The organism is Arachnia sp. (assembly GCF_057238465.1).
In genome coordinates, this window is record NZ_DBHHFZ010000012.1 from 1 (window position 1) to 16,148 (window position 16,148).

The following is a 16,148-nucleotide window of genomic DNA, read 5'->3' on the forward strand; positions in this document are numbered from 1 at the left end:
CGTCCGCCTGCCTTACCCCCGTCCGCTTGCGCTGTAGCGCAAGCACACGACCACAAGGCAAGCGTTTCCTCAGAAGGACAAACGGACCACGGGAAGGAGCGACGCGACCCGAGCCAGCCGATTCGAGGCAAGCCTTTCCTCTTCCTTCTCCCCTCACAAGGGATTTCCCCCCACAGCCCACCCGGTCACCGGAAAGCAATTCGCAAGCCTTTGATTTTCGAAAAAACAATAGCCGCTAAAGCCGGGAAATTACGCGTCGATTTTGTGTATTTACCCAAGTCAGCAAAGGGTTCTCTTGCTTGCGGAGGGTTGGGAACGGACGTAGCGTATTTCTCGTCAGATGCACCACAGACGAAAGGTCCTAGAAATGCCCACCGCCGCTCCCGTCAAGTCCTGCAACACCACCACCTGCGCTTTCAACAACCAGGGCTGCACCGCCTTCGCGATCACCGTCGACGGCACCTCGGCCTGCACCACCTTCATCACCCTCGACGCCCGCGGTGGCCTGCCCACCGCCGATGGCCGCGTCGGCGCCTGCCAGCGCCTCGAATGCGCCCACAACAAGGATCTGCTCTGCAGCGCATCCGGCGTCACCGTGGTTGACGGCGTCTGCACCTCCTACGAGGCCCGCTGACTCCCCTGAACGGCCCACAGGGCCGCCACGTCTGAAAGCAAAAAGGCTCAGGCCCCGCTCGGCGCGGGGCCTGAGTGGTTCTCGGGACCAGCCGTCAGATGCACCGCTGGGAGTGCACCGGCCCCGAGCCATCGACGAGGCGCGTCACCTGAGCCGCCAACGCCGGCAGCGTCACGGGAGGCACCTCAAAACCTGCGAAGACCGTGGCGGTCTCGTGTTCCCCGATGTGCATCAACGTGACCCCGAAACGGTCGACGTCGATGCAGAAGACCTTGTCGAGCACATGCCCGCACAGCCCGGGTGCGCTTGGACGGACGCTGGCCTGCCCCGGGATCCTGCCATCGATCACGGCTCGGCAGACCTGGCGGAGTGCTGAGCATCCCTGCGAGGCCACGATGTCGTGCGCCTCGAAGTCGTCGTACCAGACCTCGGGCACCTCCGGTTGAGCCTCCAGGAGGTCCTCCCACGGGATCGGGGTGACCCCACTGTGGTCGTGCACCAGGATCCTGTCCGTGACCACCAACCCGACCCGGGTGCCGCTGATCCGCGCCAGTTCCGCGATCCGCTCGGGAAGCTGATCCTCGGACAGCAGGCGATCCACGGCCGCGTTCGGCAACAGGACCAACTCGCCCAGCAGATGCGCGGAGGCTGCTATGACCGAGAGCATCACGTCGTGACTGTGGCGGACCAGGTCCATCCGCACCACTGTCCCGGCCCCCGCGGGCAGGGTGGACAGCATGCAGCCCTCATCGGGCCTGACGGCCACCACGATGTCCCCCTGGGCGGTCAACCCGTGGGCGACGAAATCGTACTGACTGCCGATCCGCCAGGCGACCAAGGTGCAGGCCGCCCCACCTTCCAGCATCCGCCCCGCCAAGGAGCGCGCGCGCTCAAGACACACGTCCTGGGAAACCTCCGGTGAAGTGGCCATCAGCGCCCGCCTTCCAGCTCGATTAACGTCAGCCTAGCGCACTGAAAACCGTGAAGGAATGCCTGTCCTCCTGTGAATGTGGCGGGATCAGCGTTTCCGCTGCACCCTCACCTTCTGGCCTCCCCCGCCACGGCCGGAGCGCCCGGACTTCTGCTCCGCCAACAGGCGCTGCTGCTCCTCACGTTCGTCCATCAGGGCCTGCTGATCGAATCCGGAGCGCAGGACCAGCCAGGTGATGACGGCGAGGCCCAGCGAGATCCAGGAGGGCCAGCCCAGGACGAGCGGCAGGGTTATCAACGCGACGATGTCGATGCCGCGGATGAAGGAGAACATCATGCCCGGCGGCATGGCCCCGATCCCGATCGAGACCATGGGGCCGCCATAGTTCGGGGGTTTCGCGCACACCCATCGGAAGGCCGCCAGCAGGCCACCCAGCGCGGTGATGAGGGAGGCCGAGAGCCCGGTGACCGGATCGAACCCACCTTCGCCGAAGATCCCCCCGAACGCGGGTATCGTCGCGGCCGCCCAGAGCAGCGCCAGCAGGGCGGGCACCGTCATGGCGGCCTGCCTGACATCCCCCGGGGCGAACGGGAAGCAGCGCTGGAGGCCCTTGGTGCGGGTCAGCACGCGCAGGGTGTTGCAGAAACCGATCAGGGCGGTCATCAGCACCAGGGCGGAGATCGACGGGTTCAGCACCTCGATGCCGAGCGCATGGACGGCGTAGGGAACGACCATCGAGACCAGCCAGAACACCAGCGGCCTGGGGGTGCGCCACAGCCGCTGCAGGTCGCGCAGGACGATGGCCCACGTGCCGCTGCCCGACCCGCGGGTCGGGCGGACGTGTCCCCGGCGGCGGGACTGGTCCTCGACCAGGATGTCGCGGACCAGGGCGAAGTCGAGGGCGAACGCGGCACCCTGCATGCCCGCGAGCAGCGACGAGCCCGCGGTGAGCCGCTGGCGACGCATGTGCCGCAGCCGGAGCCAGGCGGGCACGATGGAGATCAGTCCCAGCAGCAGACCACCGCCCGCCACCACCCAAGCGAAGTCAACGCTCAGCGCGGCCACGAGACCGATGGACGCCATCCCGGCGGAGATCGCGACCAGGACGAGCAGGGCGGCGAAGGCGATGATCCCGATCAACCACAGCAGCGCGGTGGTGATCCAGCGCCGCTCCACACCCTGCTCGGCGGCGGCGAAGGCCACCAGCCCAAAGCATCCGAGGCCGGATGCCAGCCCCCAGGTGAGAACCTCCGTGGCGCCACCGCCGACCAGGGCCGCCACGAGCACCCCGAGTCCTGCGCCGAGAACCAGAGCCACGATCACCGAGGCGATGAGGCGCCCCGCAAGCATCCTGCGCCGGTCGACGTTGCCGTCCATGACCCAGAAACCCTCGGCGGCCGAGGCCACGACGGGACCGAACAGGCGCGCAGCCACGAGCGCCAGGGCCAGGAATCCCGCGACGGCGGCCCAGGGCAGCAGTCCCCGGGCCGCCAGGCAGGACTCGGCCGCGCAACCCGCCACGCTGCGCTGGGCCTGCATGATGGAGCTGATCACCATGGCGCCGATCAGGACGAGGGCGAAAACCATCACATAGGCGTCCTGCAGGGCCTGGAGGAGGTTGCGGTCAGCCCTGCCACGGCGCCAGTCACGCACGAGGAGACGGAGCTGTTTCTCGTCGACCTCGCCGATGACCCCGAACCGTTCGTCGCTCATCGATGCTCCCCCAGCCTCACCTCACGGGCGCCGATGGCGGCCAGCAGGCTGGGTTCGTGGCTGGCCAACACGATCGCCAGGCCGTCCCGCAGCTCCGCCTTGAGGCGGGCCCCGAGCCACTCGACGCCCTCGATGTCGAGCCGCTGCTCCGGCTCGTCGAGGACCAGCAGCCGCCGGGGCCTGACGAATGCGGTGGCCAGCGCCAGGCGTCGCCGCTGACCGGAGGACAGCGTCGAGGGCAGCTGTCCGGCCTGCGGGACGAGCTGCACCTCGTCGAGGATCTCGTCCACCAGATCGTCGGGGTCGGCGATCCCGTGGGCCCGGGCCAGCAGGTCGAGGTGCTCCACGACGGACAGGTCGGGGAAGAAGTCGAGGTCGTCGATGACGGTGGCGACGTTGCGACGGATCTCCGGGCTGGTCTCCTTCATCTTCACCCCGAGCACCTCGACGGTGCCCTCGTCCGGGCGGTCGGCCCCGACCAGGCATCTGAGCACCGTCGACTTGCCCGCGCCGTTGCGGCCCGTCAGCGCGACGGCCTCTCCCGCGGCCACCTTGAGGTTGAAACCCTCCACGATGGTCACGGGCCCGTAGGCCTTCTTCAGCTTTTCAACCTTGAGAACGATGTCCTTCTTCGCCACGGCGACCATTGTGGCGCATCCCGGCCGGTCGGGAGAGAACCGCGCAACGGTATGCGACACTTCGGATCTCCGCTGTCGCCATTTGTCCTTTTTGTGTAAGATTCAGGAAATTACCAATGGAGGTAGACCGTATGAGCGGAATCGCCCGCATCCAACCCGAGGCCACACTGCATCCCAGCAAGCTTGAGCTGCTCGCCCAATGGCTTCCCGACCAGTGGTGGTTCGACGGGGACCCCTCGGACCTGGAAATCGTCGCCAAGTTCCGATTCGTCGATCCCGACGACGTGGTGGGACTCGACTGCATGCTGGTGCGTTCCACGGACGCCGTCTACCACATCCCCGTCACGTGGCGGCCCCAACCGCTGGACGGCGGCGCGCTGATCGGAACCCTCCAGCACTCGGAGCTGGGAACCCGTTACTGCTACGACGCCCAGACCGATCCGGTCTACCTGGACGAACTGGTGCGGGTGATCCGGGAGAAGGACTCGGACGCCGACATCGTGGAGGTCGGGCAGGACACGCCATGCCCGAAGAACATCAAGGTTTTCGGCAGCGGCCTGGTCGCCGGGGAGACATCCGGGTATCCGCACGTGGTGCACAAACTCAATCGCGCCCCGATAAACGACGTCGTCGGCCAGTTGATGGGCCAGTGGCGCCACCGCGGCATCGACCGCGTCGACCTGTTGGCGGTTCTGCACTGAAAGCTGTCGGGGCCGGGCGCTAAGGTGTGCGCATGCAGCAGACCCGAGCCGACCTCGACAAGAACCGCGCCGAGGTTTCGGCCATGTTCGACGGTGTCGCCGCGCGTTACGACCTGTTGAACTCGCTGCTTTCGCTGGGCAGGGACCGCGGTTGGCGCCGGGAAACCGTGGCAGCCGTCGCCGCCCGTCCGGGTGAACGCGTCCTGGACCTGGCAGCCGGTACCGGCACGTCGTCGCTGCCCTTCCTGGACGCGGGTGCGCACGTCTTCCCCACCGACTTGTCGATGGGCATGCTGAAGGTCGGCAAGCAGCAGCAGCCCGGGTTGTCCTTCGTGCGCGGCGACGCCCTGGCCCTGCCCTACGCCGATTCGGTCTTCGACGCCGTGACCATCAGCTACGGCCTGCGCAACGTGGAGGACACCGCTGCCGCGCTGCGGGAGCTGCTGCGGGTGACCCGCCCGGGCGGGCGCCTGGTGATCGCGGAGTTCTCCACCCCGGTGAACCGGGCGCTGCGGTTCGCCTACGCACAGGGAGCGCTGCGGGTGCTGCCCGTGGCGGCCAGGGTTTCGAGCAACCCCGTCGCCTACGGTTACCTGGCCGAGTCGATCCTCGCCTGGCCCGCGCAAAAGGAGCTGGCGGACCTGATCGCGGACTGCGGCTGGCGGGATGTCGAGTGGAAGAACCTGACGGGCGGCATAGTGGCTCTGCACCGGGCTTGGAAATGACTTTTCTGCTGGACCCCTACGCGGCACGAAACTGCCCCGTCAAAACCTTCAACGCCTTCGACCCCGGCACCCCGAAACCCGAGAAGCCCCTGGACGAGTCGCTGCTGGAGGCGTTCTCGGGTGGTTCGGAGTTCCGTGAGTCCGTGCTGGAGACCCTGTGCCGGGGCGGCGAGGTGATCGACCTGCGCGACGAGGGACACCCCCCTGCCGAGACCCTGGCAGCGATGGACGCCGGGGCGCCCGTGATCGTCGGCGGCCACCTGCCGGTGGACGTGCCGGGGCACCGCTGCGGGCATCCCGACGCCCTGGTGCGCGGCGACGACCGACCGGGCGGGCGTCCCGGCTACTGGCCGTTGCGTGTCAAGCCCTACCGGCTGTTGGAGAAGCAGCGCAACGCCAATGAGCTGCGTGCCTCCGCCCTCAACTCCCCCACCGTCCTGGAGCCGCTGCCGGGGTTCCGGTTCCGCTCCTACCGGCAGGGGGTGCTGCTGGAGCTGGCGCACCACTGGCGGCTGCTCCAGGCATGCGGCCGAGCGGCCACCAGCCCCGTCGCCGGGGCGATCGGTTTCGACGACCAGCACAAGGGGATGATCGTCTGGGTGCCCCTGGAGCTGCGGTTCCTGCGCACCTTCTCCCGCACCTCCGCCAGCGGACACCGGCTCCGTTCGGCGCTGGAACGCTACGACCACGAGTACGGCTTCCGGGTGCACGTCGCTCAGCAGGCGATGGGCCGCGAACCCGGCGATCCACGTCCCCCGGTGGTGCGCCCCATCCGGGTGCCGGAGTGCGAGTGGTGCGCCTGGTGGGAGACTTGCCGCCCCCGCATGGATGACGACGACATCTCCCTGCGCATCTCCAAAACCCCCCTCGACGTCCGCGAACTCCAGACCTTGATGGGACTCGGCATCACGACGGTCTCTCAGCTGGCCGACGCCGACGTCGAGGCCCTGCTGCCCGACTACCTGCCGCTCACCGCCCATCGCGACCGCTCGGAGGCCAGGCTGCGCACCGCGGCCCGGCGCGCCCGGATGCTGAAACGGGGCGTAGCCCTGGAGAAGGTGTCGGTGGAGCCCATCGGGGTCCCCCGGGCGCCGGTGGAGGTGGATCTGGACATCGAGACCGACGACAGCGACCGCACCTACCTGTGGGGTGTTCTGCTGACCGACCGCGCCACGGGAAAACAGAAGTACCAGCACTTCAGCGCCTTCAGCCACCTCTCCCCCAGCGGGGAACAGGAGCTCGCCGCCAACTTCGCCCGCTGGTTGGTGCGGTTGGCGAGGATGCACCCCGACCTGCTCGTCTACCACTACTCCGACTACGAGGTGGTGCACCTGCGCCGCCTGGCCCAGCGCAGCGGGCATCCCGACCTGATGGCCGCCTGCGACCTCATCAAGGGGCATTTCGTGGATCTGTTCCAGCTGGTCCGCGACAATTTCGTCGCCGTGGACGGTCTGGGGTTGAAGGTGGTCGCGACCAAGGGCGCGGGCTTCTCGTGGCGCGACGAGGAACCGGGAGGGTTGAACTCGCAGGCCTGGTTCGCCACCGCCGTCGACGGCGGCAACGCGGCCGAGCGGAGGGCGGCCCGCAGGCGCGTGCTGGAGTACAACGAGGACGACGTCCGGGCCACCTGGCACGTCCGGGAGTGGATGGAACTGCTCGATTCCCGATCCCCCGAGGACGGAGAGGTCACCTGACGGGGCGGCGTCGTGCCGTCAGCTGGCAGCGGCCAGCGCCTTGTCCAGGAGGTCGTTGGCCACCTGGGGGCCGAACCGGTTGGTGTCAACGTGATTTCCGTCGGGACGCATCGGGCTGCCGTCCACGGTGTCGTCGCACAGCGGCCCGGGACCGACGCTCGGCGCGCTCCCGCAGAACAGGGAGTCCCCGTCGACGGTACGGATGTCATCGCGTTGCGCCGCCACCTCCGTGACGATCTGGTTGAATCGCTGCCGGTACTCGTCGTGTTCGATCGAGTACTTGACGATCATGGACGCCAGCTCGTTGTCGGGGCGCGACAACATGCCAAGGCCGGGACGCTCGGTCAGCACCACCACCAGGGTCTCCCCACGCCCCGTCAACCGGTCGGCGGTGGCGATGAGGTCGCGGCGCTGAACCTCCCAGAATTCCTCCGTTTCCGGGGAGAGCACCCGGTCGCCCTCGTAGCGGTCGATGTACTCGTGCCGGGACCACCACACAACTATTCCGGGAGAGTGGACCCGGATGGCCTCGTCCTGCACTTCCTTGACGGGCGGGCAGAGCTCACCGAACTTGTCGCCGGGCCCGAAGTACAGGAAGGCCCCGGTGGGAGTGCACATGCCCTGGGCCGTCCCGATGACCGTCAGTCCCCGTTCCTGCCCGGCCACGGCCAGGGAATCGGCCATGCGCAACGGGACGGAGTCGCCGACCAGCATGAGGACGTCACGCCTGATCTCCTCCCCGCCGCGTCCCAGGTGCAGCGCCCGCGCGAGCGGGGTGCCACCCACGAAGCTGCTGCTCAGGGCCATGATCGTCATCGCCGTGGCCCCCGCGACGATCGCCCGCCACGGTTTTAGGAAATCCCCGATCCGCCCCTGCCTGATCGGCATCTCCATCAGGTGATATGAGACGGAGGAGCACGCGAATGTCACTGCCAGCACGGCCGCCGCCCGCAGGGGCCGGAAGGTTCCGGAGTTGACCCCGAACCACACCGCCACGGGCCAGTGCCACAGGTACAGGCCGTAGGAGATCCTGCCGAGGTAGCTGATCGGCGCGAACGCGAGCACCTTGGCCTCGGGCGTCGCCAGTCCGTAGCGGACACCGAGGATGAGCGCACCGGTTCCCAGCGAGAAGAGCAGCGCACCGCCCTGGAAGTAGAACGGGGCGGGGCCGTCCAGCACGGCGAACAGGGCCACGGTCAAGACCGCGCCACCCCAGAACAGGAACCTGGCGCAGCGGGTGCACCACGCGGCGAACCGGGGGTTGGCGGCGAGGATCGCCAGCAGCGCCCCGAGCATCGGTTCGAAGGCCTTCGCGTCGGTTCCCATGTAGGCCCGTTCCGCCGCCCGCGGCGCGTAGAGGACCGCCAGGAGCACCGCCGAGACCACGATGATCACGACGGCGACCCCCGCCAGGACCCGCACCGCGTTCCGGTTCCCGGCCCGGAAGACCCTCAGCACCAGCCAGGTGAATCCTGCGATCAGCAGCGGCCAGAAGATGTAGAACTGCTCCTCGACGGCGAGACTCCACATGTGCAGCAGGGGCGAGACCGTGCCGTCGTTCTCGAAATACGAGGCCGAGCCTATGAAACGCCAGTTCGCCAGGTAGAAGATCGTGTACCAGGCGTCGAGGGAGAGATTGTCGCGGCGATGCACCAGCGCGAACTTCCCCGCCCAGACGAGAACGACGCACACCACCAGCAGGGCGGCGGGCATGAGTCGTTTGATCCGCCTGCTCCAGAAGTCGCCCAGGGATATCCGTCCGGTGCGTTCGACCTGCGCTATCAGCCCTGAGGTGATGAGGAAGCCGGAAAGCACGAAGAACATGTCCACGCCCAGGAACCCGGCCGCCATGCGGGGGGCCGAAACGTGGAAGAGAACCACCAGGCCAACCGCTATGGTCCGCAGACCGTCAAGCGCGTCGAACCGGTTGCCGTGACGGGCAGGAGCCTCGGGCAGCGAATTCACGGGCGGCATGCTAGCACCGTTCGCCAGCCCCGCGCCTTCCTTCTTGGACGGCGCGGGGCGTGAAAAGCGTCCCCACCGCTGTTTCCCCGGGTGGAGTGACCGGGGTTCAGCCGGTGGCGGACCTCAGGTCGTCCAGGATGGCCTGGACCGTGGCCTTGGCGTCGCCGAAACACATCACCGAGTTCTCGTTGAAGAACAGCGGGTTCTGCACACCCGCGTATCCGGCGCTCATGGAACGCTTGAAGATCACCACCTGGCCTGCCTCCCAAACCTTGAGCACGGGCATGCCGGAGATCGGGGAACCGGGTTCGTTCGCGGCCGGGTTGACCGTGTCGTTGGCCCCGATCACCAGCACCACGTCGGTGTCGGCGAAGTCGTCGTTGATCTCGTCCATCTCCAGGACGATGTCGTAGGGCACCTTCGCCTCGGCCAGCAGCACGTTCATGTGGCCGGGTAGCCTTCCCGCCACGGGGTGGATACCGAACCTCACGTTCACGCCGCGTTCCCGCAGCCGCGCGATCAGCTCCGCGACGGGGTACTGGGCCTGTGCCACGGCCATCCCGTATCCGGGTGCGACCACGACGGAACGGGCCCCGGTCAGCATTTTCGCGACCTCCGAGGTGGTCGCTTCCCGGTGTTCACCCATCTCGCCGCTGTCCGCGACGGGGGCGTCACCGAAACCGCCGAGGATCACGGAGACGAAGGAACGGTTCATGGCCCGGCACATGATGTAGGACAGGATCGCACCGGAGGCGCCGACCAGGGCGCCCGTGATGATGAGGATGCTCTGGTCCAGCATGAATCCGCTGAAGGCCGCCGCCCAGCCGGAGTAGGAGTTCAGCATCGAGATCACCACCGGCATGTCGGCGCCGCCGATGGCCGCCACCAGGTGGCAGCCCAGCGCCAGCGAGATCAGGGTCACCAGCAGCAGCGGGATCAGCGACAGCGTCGCGACGTACCACCAGCCGAACCCGACGACCGCGACCAGCGCCGCCAGGTTGAGCCAGTTCCTGCCGGGCAGCATCAGCGGTTTCGATGCGATGCGACCGTTGAGTTTGCCCCAGGCCACCAGCGAGCCGGTGAGGGTGACCGCGCCGATGAAGATCCCGAGCACCACCTCGACGGCGTGCAGCACGTCGGTGTGGGTGGCCGAGAGGTGCACGTTGAAACCCACGAGCACCGCGGCGGCCCCGACGAAGCTGTGGAGCAGGGCGATGAGTTCCGGCATCCCGGTCATCTCGACCCTGCGGGCCTTCCAGATCCCGATGACCGCGCCGATGGCGATCGCCCCGTAGAGCAGGGCCGCGGTGGTCCAGTCGAAGCTCATCCCGTCGCCGGGCTGGGCGATGGCGTAGTTGGTGGCCACCAGGGCGAGGCCCATTCCGAGAATGCCGAAGGCGTTGCCCTTCTTCGCGGTCTCGTGTTTGCTGAGACCCGCCAGGGCGAGGATGAACATCAGGCCGGCGGCGATGTAGGTGGCGTTGACGAGGTTGGTCAGCACGGCTCAGCCCTTCCGGAACATGTTCAGCATGCGGTGGGTCACCGTGAACCCACCGAAGACGTTGATGGAGGCGATCAGCACCGCCACGAAGGCGATGATCCTCACCACCCAGTTGTCGCTGGGCAGCTGTGTCATGGCACCTACCACGATGATGCCGCTGATGGCGTTGGTGACGCTCATCAACGGGGTGTGGAGGGCGTGGGTGACGTTCCAGACCACGTAGTAGCCGACGACGATGGCCAGCACGAAAACGGCCATCAGACCCACCAGCGGCGCCGGGGCGAGGGTCAGCAGCGCGATCAGCGCCACCGACCCGGTGCCGACCCAGGCCACCTGGTGCCACCAGGGGCGCGGGGATTTCGCAGGTGTGACGGGCGTCGGTGGCTTGCTTGCCGCGGCGGCCGGGGCGGGTGCTGCGGAGACCTTGATCTCCGGGGGCGGGAAGGTCACCTCCCCGTCCCGGACGATGGTCATGTTGCGCACCACCTCGTCGTCGAAGTCGATGACGAGGTTCCCGTCCTTGCCGGGTGTCATGAGCTTGAGGGCGTTGACGAGGTTGGTTCCGTAGAGCTGCGACGACTGCCCGGGCAGCCTGGAGGCCAGGTCGGTGTAGCCGATGATGGTCACCCCGTTGTCGGTGACGTAGCTCTCGCCGGGCCGGGTGAGTTCGCAGTTGCCGCCGCCGACGGCCGCCAGGTCGACGATCACCGACCCCGGTTTCATGGATTTCACCATCTCGGCGGTGATCAGCTTGGGCGAGGGTCTCCCGGGAATGGCCGCGGTCGTGATGATGATGTCCACCTCGCGCGCCTGGGAGGCGTACAGCTCGGCGGCGCGTGCCGCGTAGTCGGCGCCGACCTCCTTGGCGTAGCCATCGGAGCTGATCCCCTGGTCGGCCTGGTCGACGTGCAGGAAGGTGGCTCCCATGGAGGTGACCTGCTCCGCGGTCTCGGGCCGCACGTCGGTCGCCCGCACGACGGCGCCCAGCGAGCTGGCGGCGCCGATGGCGGCGAGCCCCGCCACACCGGTGCCGATCACGAACACGGTTGCGGGGGGCACCTTGCCGGCTGCGGTCACCTGGCCCGTGAAGAACCGCCCGAAGGCGTGGGCGGCCTCGACGACGGCCCGGTAACCGGAGATGTTGGCCAGGGAGCTGAGGGCGTCGAGGGCCTGGGCGCGGGAGGTGCGCGGCACCATGTCCATGCTCAGCGCATTGATGCCCTGGGCGGCGATCCTCCTGGTCAGGCTCGGATCCTGCCTGGGTGCCAGGAAGGAGATCAGCGTGGCTCCCGGGCGCATGTCCAGCAGCTGCGCGTCCGAGGGGGCCCCGACCGCGAGCACTATGTCGCGGTTCCAGGCGTTGTCGACGATCACCGCACCGACTTCACGGTAGGCGTCGTCGCTGAATGAGGCCCCGAGACCGGCCCCCGATTCCACGAAAACGTGGTAGCCGAGTTTCCGCAACTGGGCAACGGTTTTGGGAGTTGCTGCGACACGCGTGTCGCCGATCTCCCGTGGTACACCAACGTCCATGGGATCACGCTACCGTCCCTCGGTCTTCCTGTGCACCCGGGGTTTGGATGGCACCGTGTCCGGAAATGAAACGGGCGGCCGGCGAAACCGCCGACCGCCCAACGTCTGGACCGGACCGGGAACGCCTCTCGGCGAAAGGCCGCTCGCAGCGGCTAAAGGTGGAGCCCGGGGTTACCGCGATCCGGTTGGATCCATATTAGCGTGAACTTCGCGAATCACCAGAGTGTCCCGGCGTACCAGGACCTGGCGCATCCCTCCAGCTCCGCCGCCAACTGATCCCAACGGGGCCCGAGCCGTCTGCCAATGATCGCCGCCCGGGTGCACAGATCACCGAAGTCTCCCTCGTATTCCCCTGCGAGAACGCTGCGTACCTCCTCGGCGACGGGCCCCTCGGGGAGCTTCCGTTCGATTTGTCGCAACCGCCACAGCGACCCGGGCAGCGAAATCGCCGCCGTCCGTGACCAGAGTTCCAGAAGGTCCTCGATGCCCTCGGCCGCAATGTATTCAACCAGCCGGGCACGCACCGCGGGAACCGCCTTGTCCCCCACCAGGTGGACGAGCACAGCGGCGGTGTCGTGCGCCGCGCTGCTCTCGTCCGCCGGGTCCCCGGAACCATCAAACTCTTCAAGGACATCACTTGGTCGTCTCACCGGCTTGTGGAACTGACGCACTTTGTCTTCCCTCCCTGAATGAGTATTCATTCGGCACTCCTTGCAGGCTAGTCCTGACCCAGAACAATATGCAGTAACTCACGGTCAGAGCTTGGCTCGGCAAGCACCCGACGCAGTGATTGTATGCAGGTAACTTCTGACGTCCGCCACCCCATCGAACGGACCACCGCTCCCAGCTCAACCCCTTGTGGAGCCCGGAACACCCGGTCGAAGGAGGCTGCGAAAGCTGGCTGTCCCTGCTCCAGGGATGCGAATATCGTCCCTCCATGGTCGTCCAAAAGGACTACACGTAACCGCACCTCATGTCCAGCTTCGGGCGTGGCCAACGCCCCCAGGTCGTGCTGCAGGGTGAGATCGCCCAGCAGCAGCGTCGTCGGCGCCCCGGTGGCCAGGGCGATCCCGGTGGCCGTGGCAACCGTGCCGTCTATCCCGGCCAGCCCGCGGTTCGCCCAGCAGGGCCCGGGGTTCGGGTTGATCGGCGCGAGGTCCGCGTAGCGGATGCTGGAGCTGGCGCCGAACACCAGGTTCTCGCCCGGCCGCGAGGCCGCCACCACCTCCGCCGCCACGGCCTCCCCCGTCAGTTTCCGTGGTTCCTGCGGGGCCGCGCCCCCCGGCTGTCGCCAGCGGGCCAGCCAGGCGGGATCCCCGGGCGGCAGCAGGACACGGTCGACCACCCGCGCGGCGGCGTGCCCGGGATCGATCCAGTCGGCGTGCGGGGCGACGACGATCAGCTCCACGTCGCCGCGGCCCAGCAGTTCGGAAACGGGCCTGGACAGCGTGGGATGCCCGAAGACCACGACCCGTTCGATCTCGGGGCCGAGGACGGGCAGCAGCTCCCGGTAGCGGGGAACGGCGCCGCCGGTGCGGGCGTTGCTGGAGGGTTCGGCCAGCAGCGGGACCCCCGCCACCTCCGCGGTGGCCCTGGCCTCCGCACCCACGACGGGGGGCGCGTCCCCCGCGAGCACCACGGTGCGGGCCGGCCCCGTCACCTCGTACACCTCGGTGCCGGTGCTCGGGGCGAGGACCGGGCGCACCTCCTGGGGTTCGGGTGCGGGGGTGGCGGGATCAACGAGCGGGGTCTCGAACTCCACGTTGACCTGCACGGGTCCCGGGCGGCGGGTCCTGGTACCCGCGGCCAGGGCGCAGGCCCGGGTGATCGTCGCCCGCCAGGCCGGTTCGGTGCCCGTGCCGGAGGCCAGCCGCAGCACCCCGACCGCGGCCGGGCCGAGGATCCCCAGCTGGTCGCAGGTCTGGTTGGCTCCCGTGCCGACCAGGTGCGCGGGACGGTCGGCGGTCAGCAGCAGCAGCGGGATCCCGGATGCGCGCGCCTCCATGGCGGCGGGCACCAGGTTCCCCACGGCCGTCCCGGAGGTGGTGACCACCGCCACGACCCTGCCCGAGGCCTTCGCCATCCCGAGGGCGGTGAAGGCCGCGACGCGTTCGTCGATCCTGACGTGCAACCCCAGCAGCCCGGCGGTCTCGGCGGCGTGGAGGGCCAGGGAGATCGGGGCGTTGCGGGAACCGGGCGCCAGCAGCACGTCCCGGACCCCGGAGGCCAGCAGGGCCTCCACGATCACCTTTCCCAGCAGCGGGGAGTTCACGGCAGTTCCACCCCCGCGACCGCGGCCACCCGGTGCAACCTGTCCAGCCACCAGCTCTCGGTCCGCATGCCGGCGCGGCAGGCCTCCAGCAGATCGGCGTCGACGTGCGCGGGGCGCACCTCGATCCGGCCCGCGGCCGGCAGCAGCGGGTGCTCGGTGACGTCGCGGGCCAGGAGCCGGCCGGTTTCCAGGCCGCAGGCGAACGGCAGCTCCGGCAGCGCCGCGGCCAGTCGCAGCCCCGCCTCCAGCCCGACGGAGGTCTCCACGGCGCTGGAGACCACCACGGGAAGCCCAAGCCGGTCCGCCAGGTCGAGGCAGGCTGCGGCACCGCCGAGCGGCTGCACCTTCAGCACCACCACGTCGGCCGCGCCGAGATCCCGCACCCGCAGGGGATCGGAGGCCCGCCGGATGGATTCGTCGGCAGCGATCGCGACCAGGCCGTCCAGGCGGCGGCGCAGCTCGGCGAGCTCCTCCGCGCTGGAGCAGGGCTGCTCCACGTATTCGAGACCGAACTGGGCGAGTTCCCGGATCGCCTCCTCGGCCCGGGTGGGGCTCCAGGCCCCGTTGGCGTCGACGCGGATCGCCCCGCGGGGCAGGGCGGCACGGGCCGCCGCCACCCGGGCCACGTCGTCGTCGAGACTCTCACCGGGGGCCGCGACCTTGACCTTGAGGGTGCTGCACCCGGATTCCGCGGCCCGCCGCGCCACCTCACCGGGGCTGATGGCCGGGATGATGCCGTTGACGGCCACGCTGTCCCGCAGCGGCTCGGGATGACCCTCCCGGGCCACCGCGACGGCGGCCCTCAGCCAGGCGGCGGCCTCCTGGTCGCCGTACTCCCGGAAGGGACTCCACTCGGCCCAGCCCGCCTCACCCTCGAACAGGACCCCCTGCCGCCGGGTGACGCCCCGGAACGGAACCTGCAGGGGGATGTCGAAGACGATCACCGGCCGACCACCGCCCCCAGCAGCAACCCGGCGGCCATCGCCAGCTCCGTGAAGGACGTGGCCTGGAGCATCGCGATCAGGTCACGTCCGATGGCCCCACCCAGCAGCCGCGCGGCGGGACCGAGCACCAGGACGAAACCCAGCAGCCCCAGCCCCGCCCAGGGCGTGCTGAGCGCCATCACCCCCAGCACCGAGACCGCCCCCACCACCAGCAGCACCACGAAGAAAACCCGGGTTCCGGAATCACCCAGCCGGGTGGCCAGGGTGCGTTTGCCCACCTCGGCGTCGGCGGTGAGGTCGCGGAGGTTGTTGACCACCAGCAGGGCGCTGGCCAGGGCCCCGATCCCGACGGCCGCCACCCAGGAAGCCGGTGGGGCCGAGTCGAAGGTGACCAGGGTGGTGCCCACCGTCGCCACCAACCCGAAGAACAGGAAAACCATGACCTCTCCGAGGCCGTGATATCCGTAGGGCCGGGAACCGCCCGTGTAGTACCAGGCCGCGAGGATGCTGACGGCCCCGACCAACAGCAGCCACCAGTGTCCGCTGATCACGACGGTCGCGCCCCCCAGCACCGCCGCGACACCGAAACACAGGAAGGCGGCCCGTTTCACCGCTTCGGGGCGCGCCAGCCCGGAGGCGGTCAACCGGACGGGACCGACGCGCACGTCGTCGGTGCCGCGGATGCCGTCGGAGTAGTCGTTGGCGTAGTTGACCCCCACCTGGAGGGCCAGCGCCACCCCGAGACAGAGCAGGGGCAGCAGGATCAGGCGCCATGGGGGCGGTGCCGGGGTGGTTCCGAGACCTGCGGCCACTCCCGCCATGATGGGGGCGGCTGCGGCAGGAAGGGTCCGGGGCCGGGCACCGGCCACCCACGTGGAGAAGCTCATGATGGGGCCA

The 16,148-nt window shown here is 68.8% G+C and carries 14 protein-coding genes; 4 read left to right on the forward strand and 10 right to left on the reverse strand.

Annotation, left to right across the window (positions count from 1 at the left end; genetic code table 11):
• Positions 1-367 precede the first annotated feature (367 nt).
• Complete coding sequence (locus ACO6D6_RS12275) at positions 368-634, forward strand: DUF1540 domain-containing protein (RefSeq protein ID WP_484785535.1); 267 nt, start codon at positions 368-370, stop codon at positions 632-634.
• 94 nt (positions 635-728) lie between these two features.
• On the opposite strand, the gene ACO6D6_RS12280 is transcribed toward ACO6D6_RS12275, so the two are convergent.
• The 3 genes from ACO6D6_RS12280 to ACO6D6_RS12290 form a co-directional block, all read right to left on the reverse strand.
• The gene (locus tag ACO6D6_RS12280; protein ID WP_484785536.1) at positions 729-1,565 is read right to left on the reverse strand and encodes a hypothetical protein; all 837 of its coding nucleotides are present in this window, start codon (positions 1,563-1,565) and stop codon (positions 729-731) included.
• Between the two features lie 87 nt (positions 1,566-1,652).
• A complete protein-coding gene (locus tag ACO6D6_RS12285; RefSeq protein WP_484785537.1) occupies positions 1,653-3,278 on the reverse strand; it encodes a DUF6297 family protein in 1,626 nt (541 codons plus the stop codon).
• Positions 3,275-3,925, reverse strand: a complete 651-nt coding sequence (locus ACO6D6_RS12290; protein WP_484785625.1) for an ABC transporter ATP-binding protein — start codon at positions 3,923-3,925, stop codon at positions 3,275-3,277. Before ACO6D6_RS12290 ends, ACO6D6_RS12285 begins: the two co-directional genes overlap by 4 nt.
• Before the next feature lie 122 nt (positions 3,926-4,047).
• On the opposite strand from ACO6D6_RS12290, the gene ACO6D6_RS12295 reads away from it, so the two are divergent.
• Genes ACO6D6_RS12295 through ACO6D6_RS12305 form a run of 3 tightly spaced genes read left to right on the forward strand, consistent with a single transcriptional unit; the run spans position 4,048 to position 7,036 of the window.
• Complete coding sequence (locus ACO6D6_RS12295; protein WP_484785538.1) at positions 4,048-4,617, forward strand: maltokinase N-terminal cap-like domain-containing protein; 570 nt, start codon at positions 4,048-4,050, stop codon at positions 4,615-4,617.
• 32 nt (positions 4,618-4,649) lie between these two features.
• On the forward strand, positions 4,650-5,342 hold the full coding sequence (locus ACO6D6_RS12300; protein WP_484785539.1) for a demethylmenaquinone methyltransferase: 693 nt from the start codon (positions 4,650-4,652) through the stop codon (positions 5,340-5,342).
• Positions 5,339-7,036, forward strand: a complete 1,698-nt coding sequence (locus ACO6D6_RS12305) for a TM0106 family RecB-like putative nuclease (RefSeq protein WP_484785540.1) — start codon at positions 5,339-5,341, stop codon at positions 7,034-7,036. The genes ACO6D6_RS12300 and ACO6D6_RS12305 overlap by 4 nt, the downstream gene beginning before the upstream one ends.
• Positions 7,037-7,054: 18 nt before the next feature.
• Here the strand turns inward: ACO6D6_RS12305 and ACO6D6_RS12310 are convergent, their stop codons facing one another.
• The 7 genes from ACO6D6_RS12310 to ACO6D6_RS12340 all read right to left on the reverse strand — a co-directional run bounded on the left by ACO6D6_RS12310 (position 7,055) and on the right by ACO6D6_RS12340 (position 16,141).
• On the reverse strand, positions 7,055-9,001 hold the full coding sequence (locus ACO6D6_RS12310; protein ID WP_484785541.1) for an acyltransferase family protein: 1,947 nt from the start codon (positions 8,999-9,001) through the stop codon (positions 7,055-7,057).
• Positions 9,002-9,107: 106 nt separating this feature from the next.
• Positions 9,108-10,502: a Re/Si-specific NAD(P)(+) transhydrogenase subunit beta gene (gene pntB / locus ACO6D6_RS12315; protein ID WP_484785542.1), complete on the reverse strand. Its 1,395-nt coding sequence runs from the start codon at positions 10,500-10,502 to the stop codon at positions 9,108-9,110.
• 3 nt (positions 10,503-10,505) lie between these two features.
• Positions 10,506-12,035 (reverse strand): Re/Si-specific NAD(P)(+) transhydrogenase subunit alpha, encoded by a 1,530-nt coding sequence (locus tag ACO6D6_RS12320; protein WP_484785543.1) that lies wholly within the window; start codon positions 12,033-12,035, stop codon positions 10,506-10,508.
• Positions 12,036-12,250: 215 nt separating this feature from the next.
• A complete protein-coding gene (locus tag ACO6D6_RS12325) occupies positions 12,251-12,736 on the reverse strand; it encodes a hypothetical protein (protein ID WP_484785544.1) in 486 nt (161 codons plus the stop codon).
• A gap of 17 nt (positions 12,737-12,753) precedes the next feature.
• The gene (gene menD / locus ACO6D6_RS12330) at positions 12,754-14,307 is read right to left on the reverse strand and encodes a 2-succinyl-5-enolpyruvyl-6-hydroxy-3-cyclohexene-1-carboxylic-acid synthase (protein ID WP_484785545.1); all 1,554 of its coding nucleotides are present in this window, start codon (positions 14,305-14,307) and stop codon (positions 12,754-12,756) included.
• Positions 14,304-15,251, reverse strand: coding sequence for an o-succinylbenzoate synthase (locus ACO6D6_RS12335; protein ID WP_484785546.1), 948 nt, complete (start codon positions 15,249-15,251; stop codon positions 14,304-14,306). Before ACO6D6_RS12335 ends, menD begins: the two co-directional genes overlap by 4 nt.
• Entirely contained in the window at positions 15,248-16,141 is an 894-nt protein-coding gene (locus ACO6D6_RS12340; protein WP_484785626.1) for a 1,4-dihydroxy-2-naphthoate polyprenyltransferase, read from the reverse strand. Before ACO6D6_RS12340 ends, ACO6D6_RS12335 begins: the two co-directional genes overlap by 4 nt.
• Positions 16,142-16,148 lie beyond the last annotated feature (7 nt).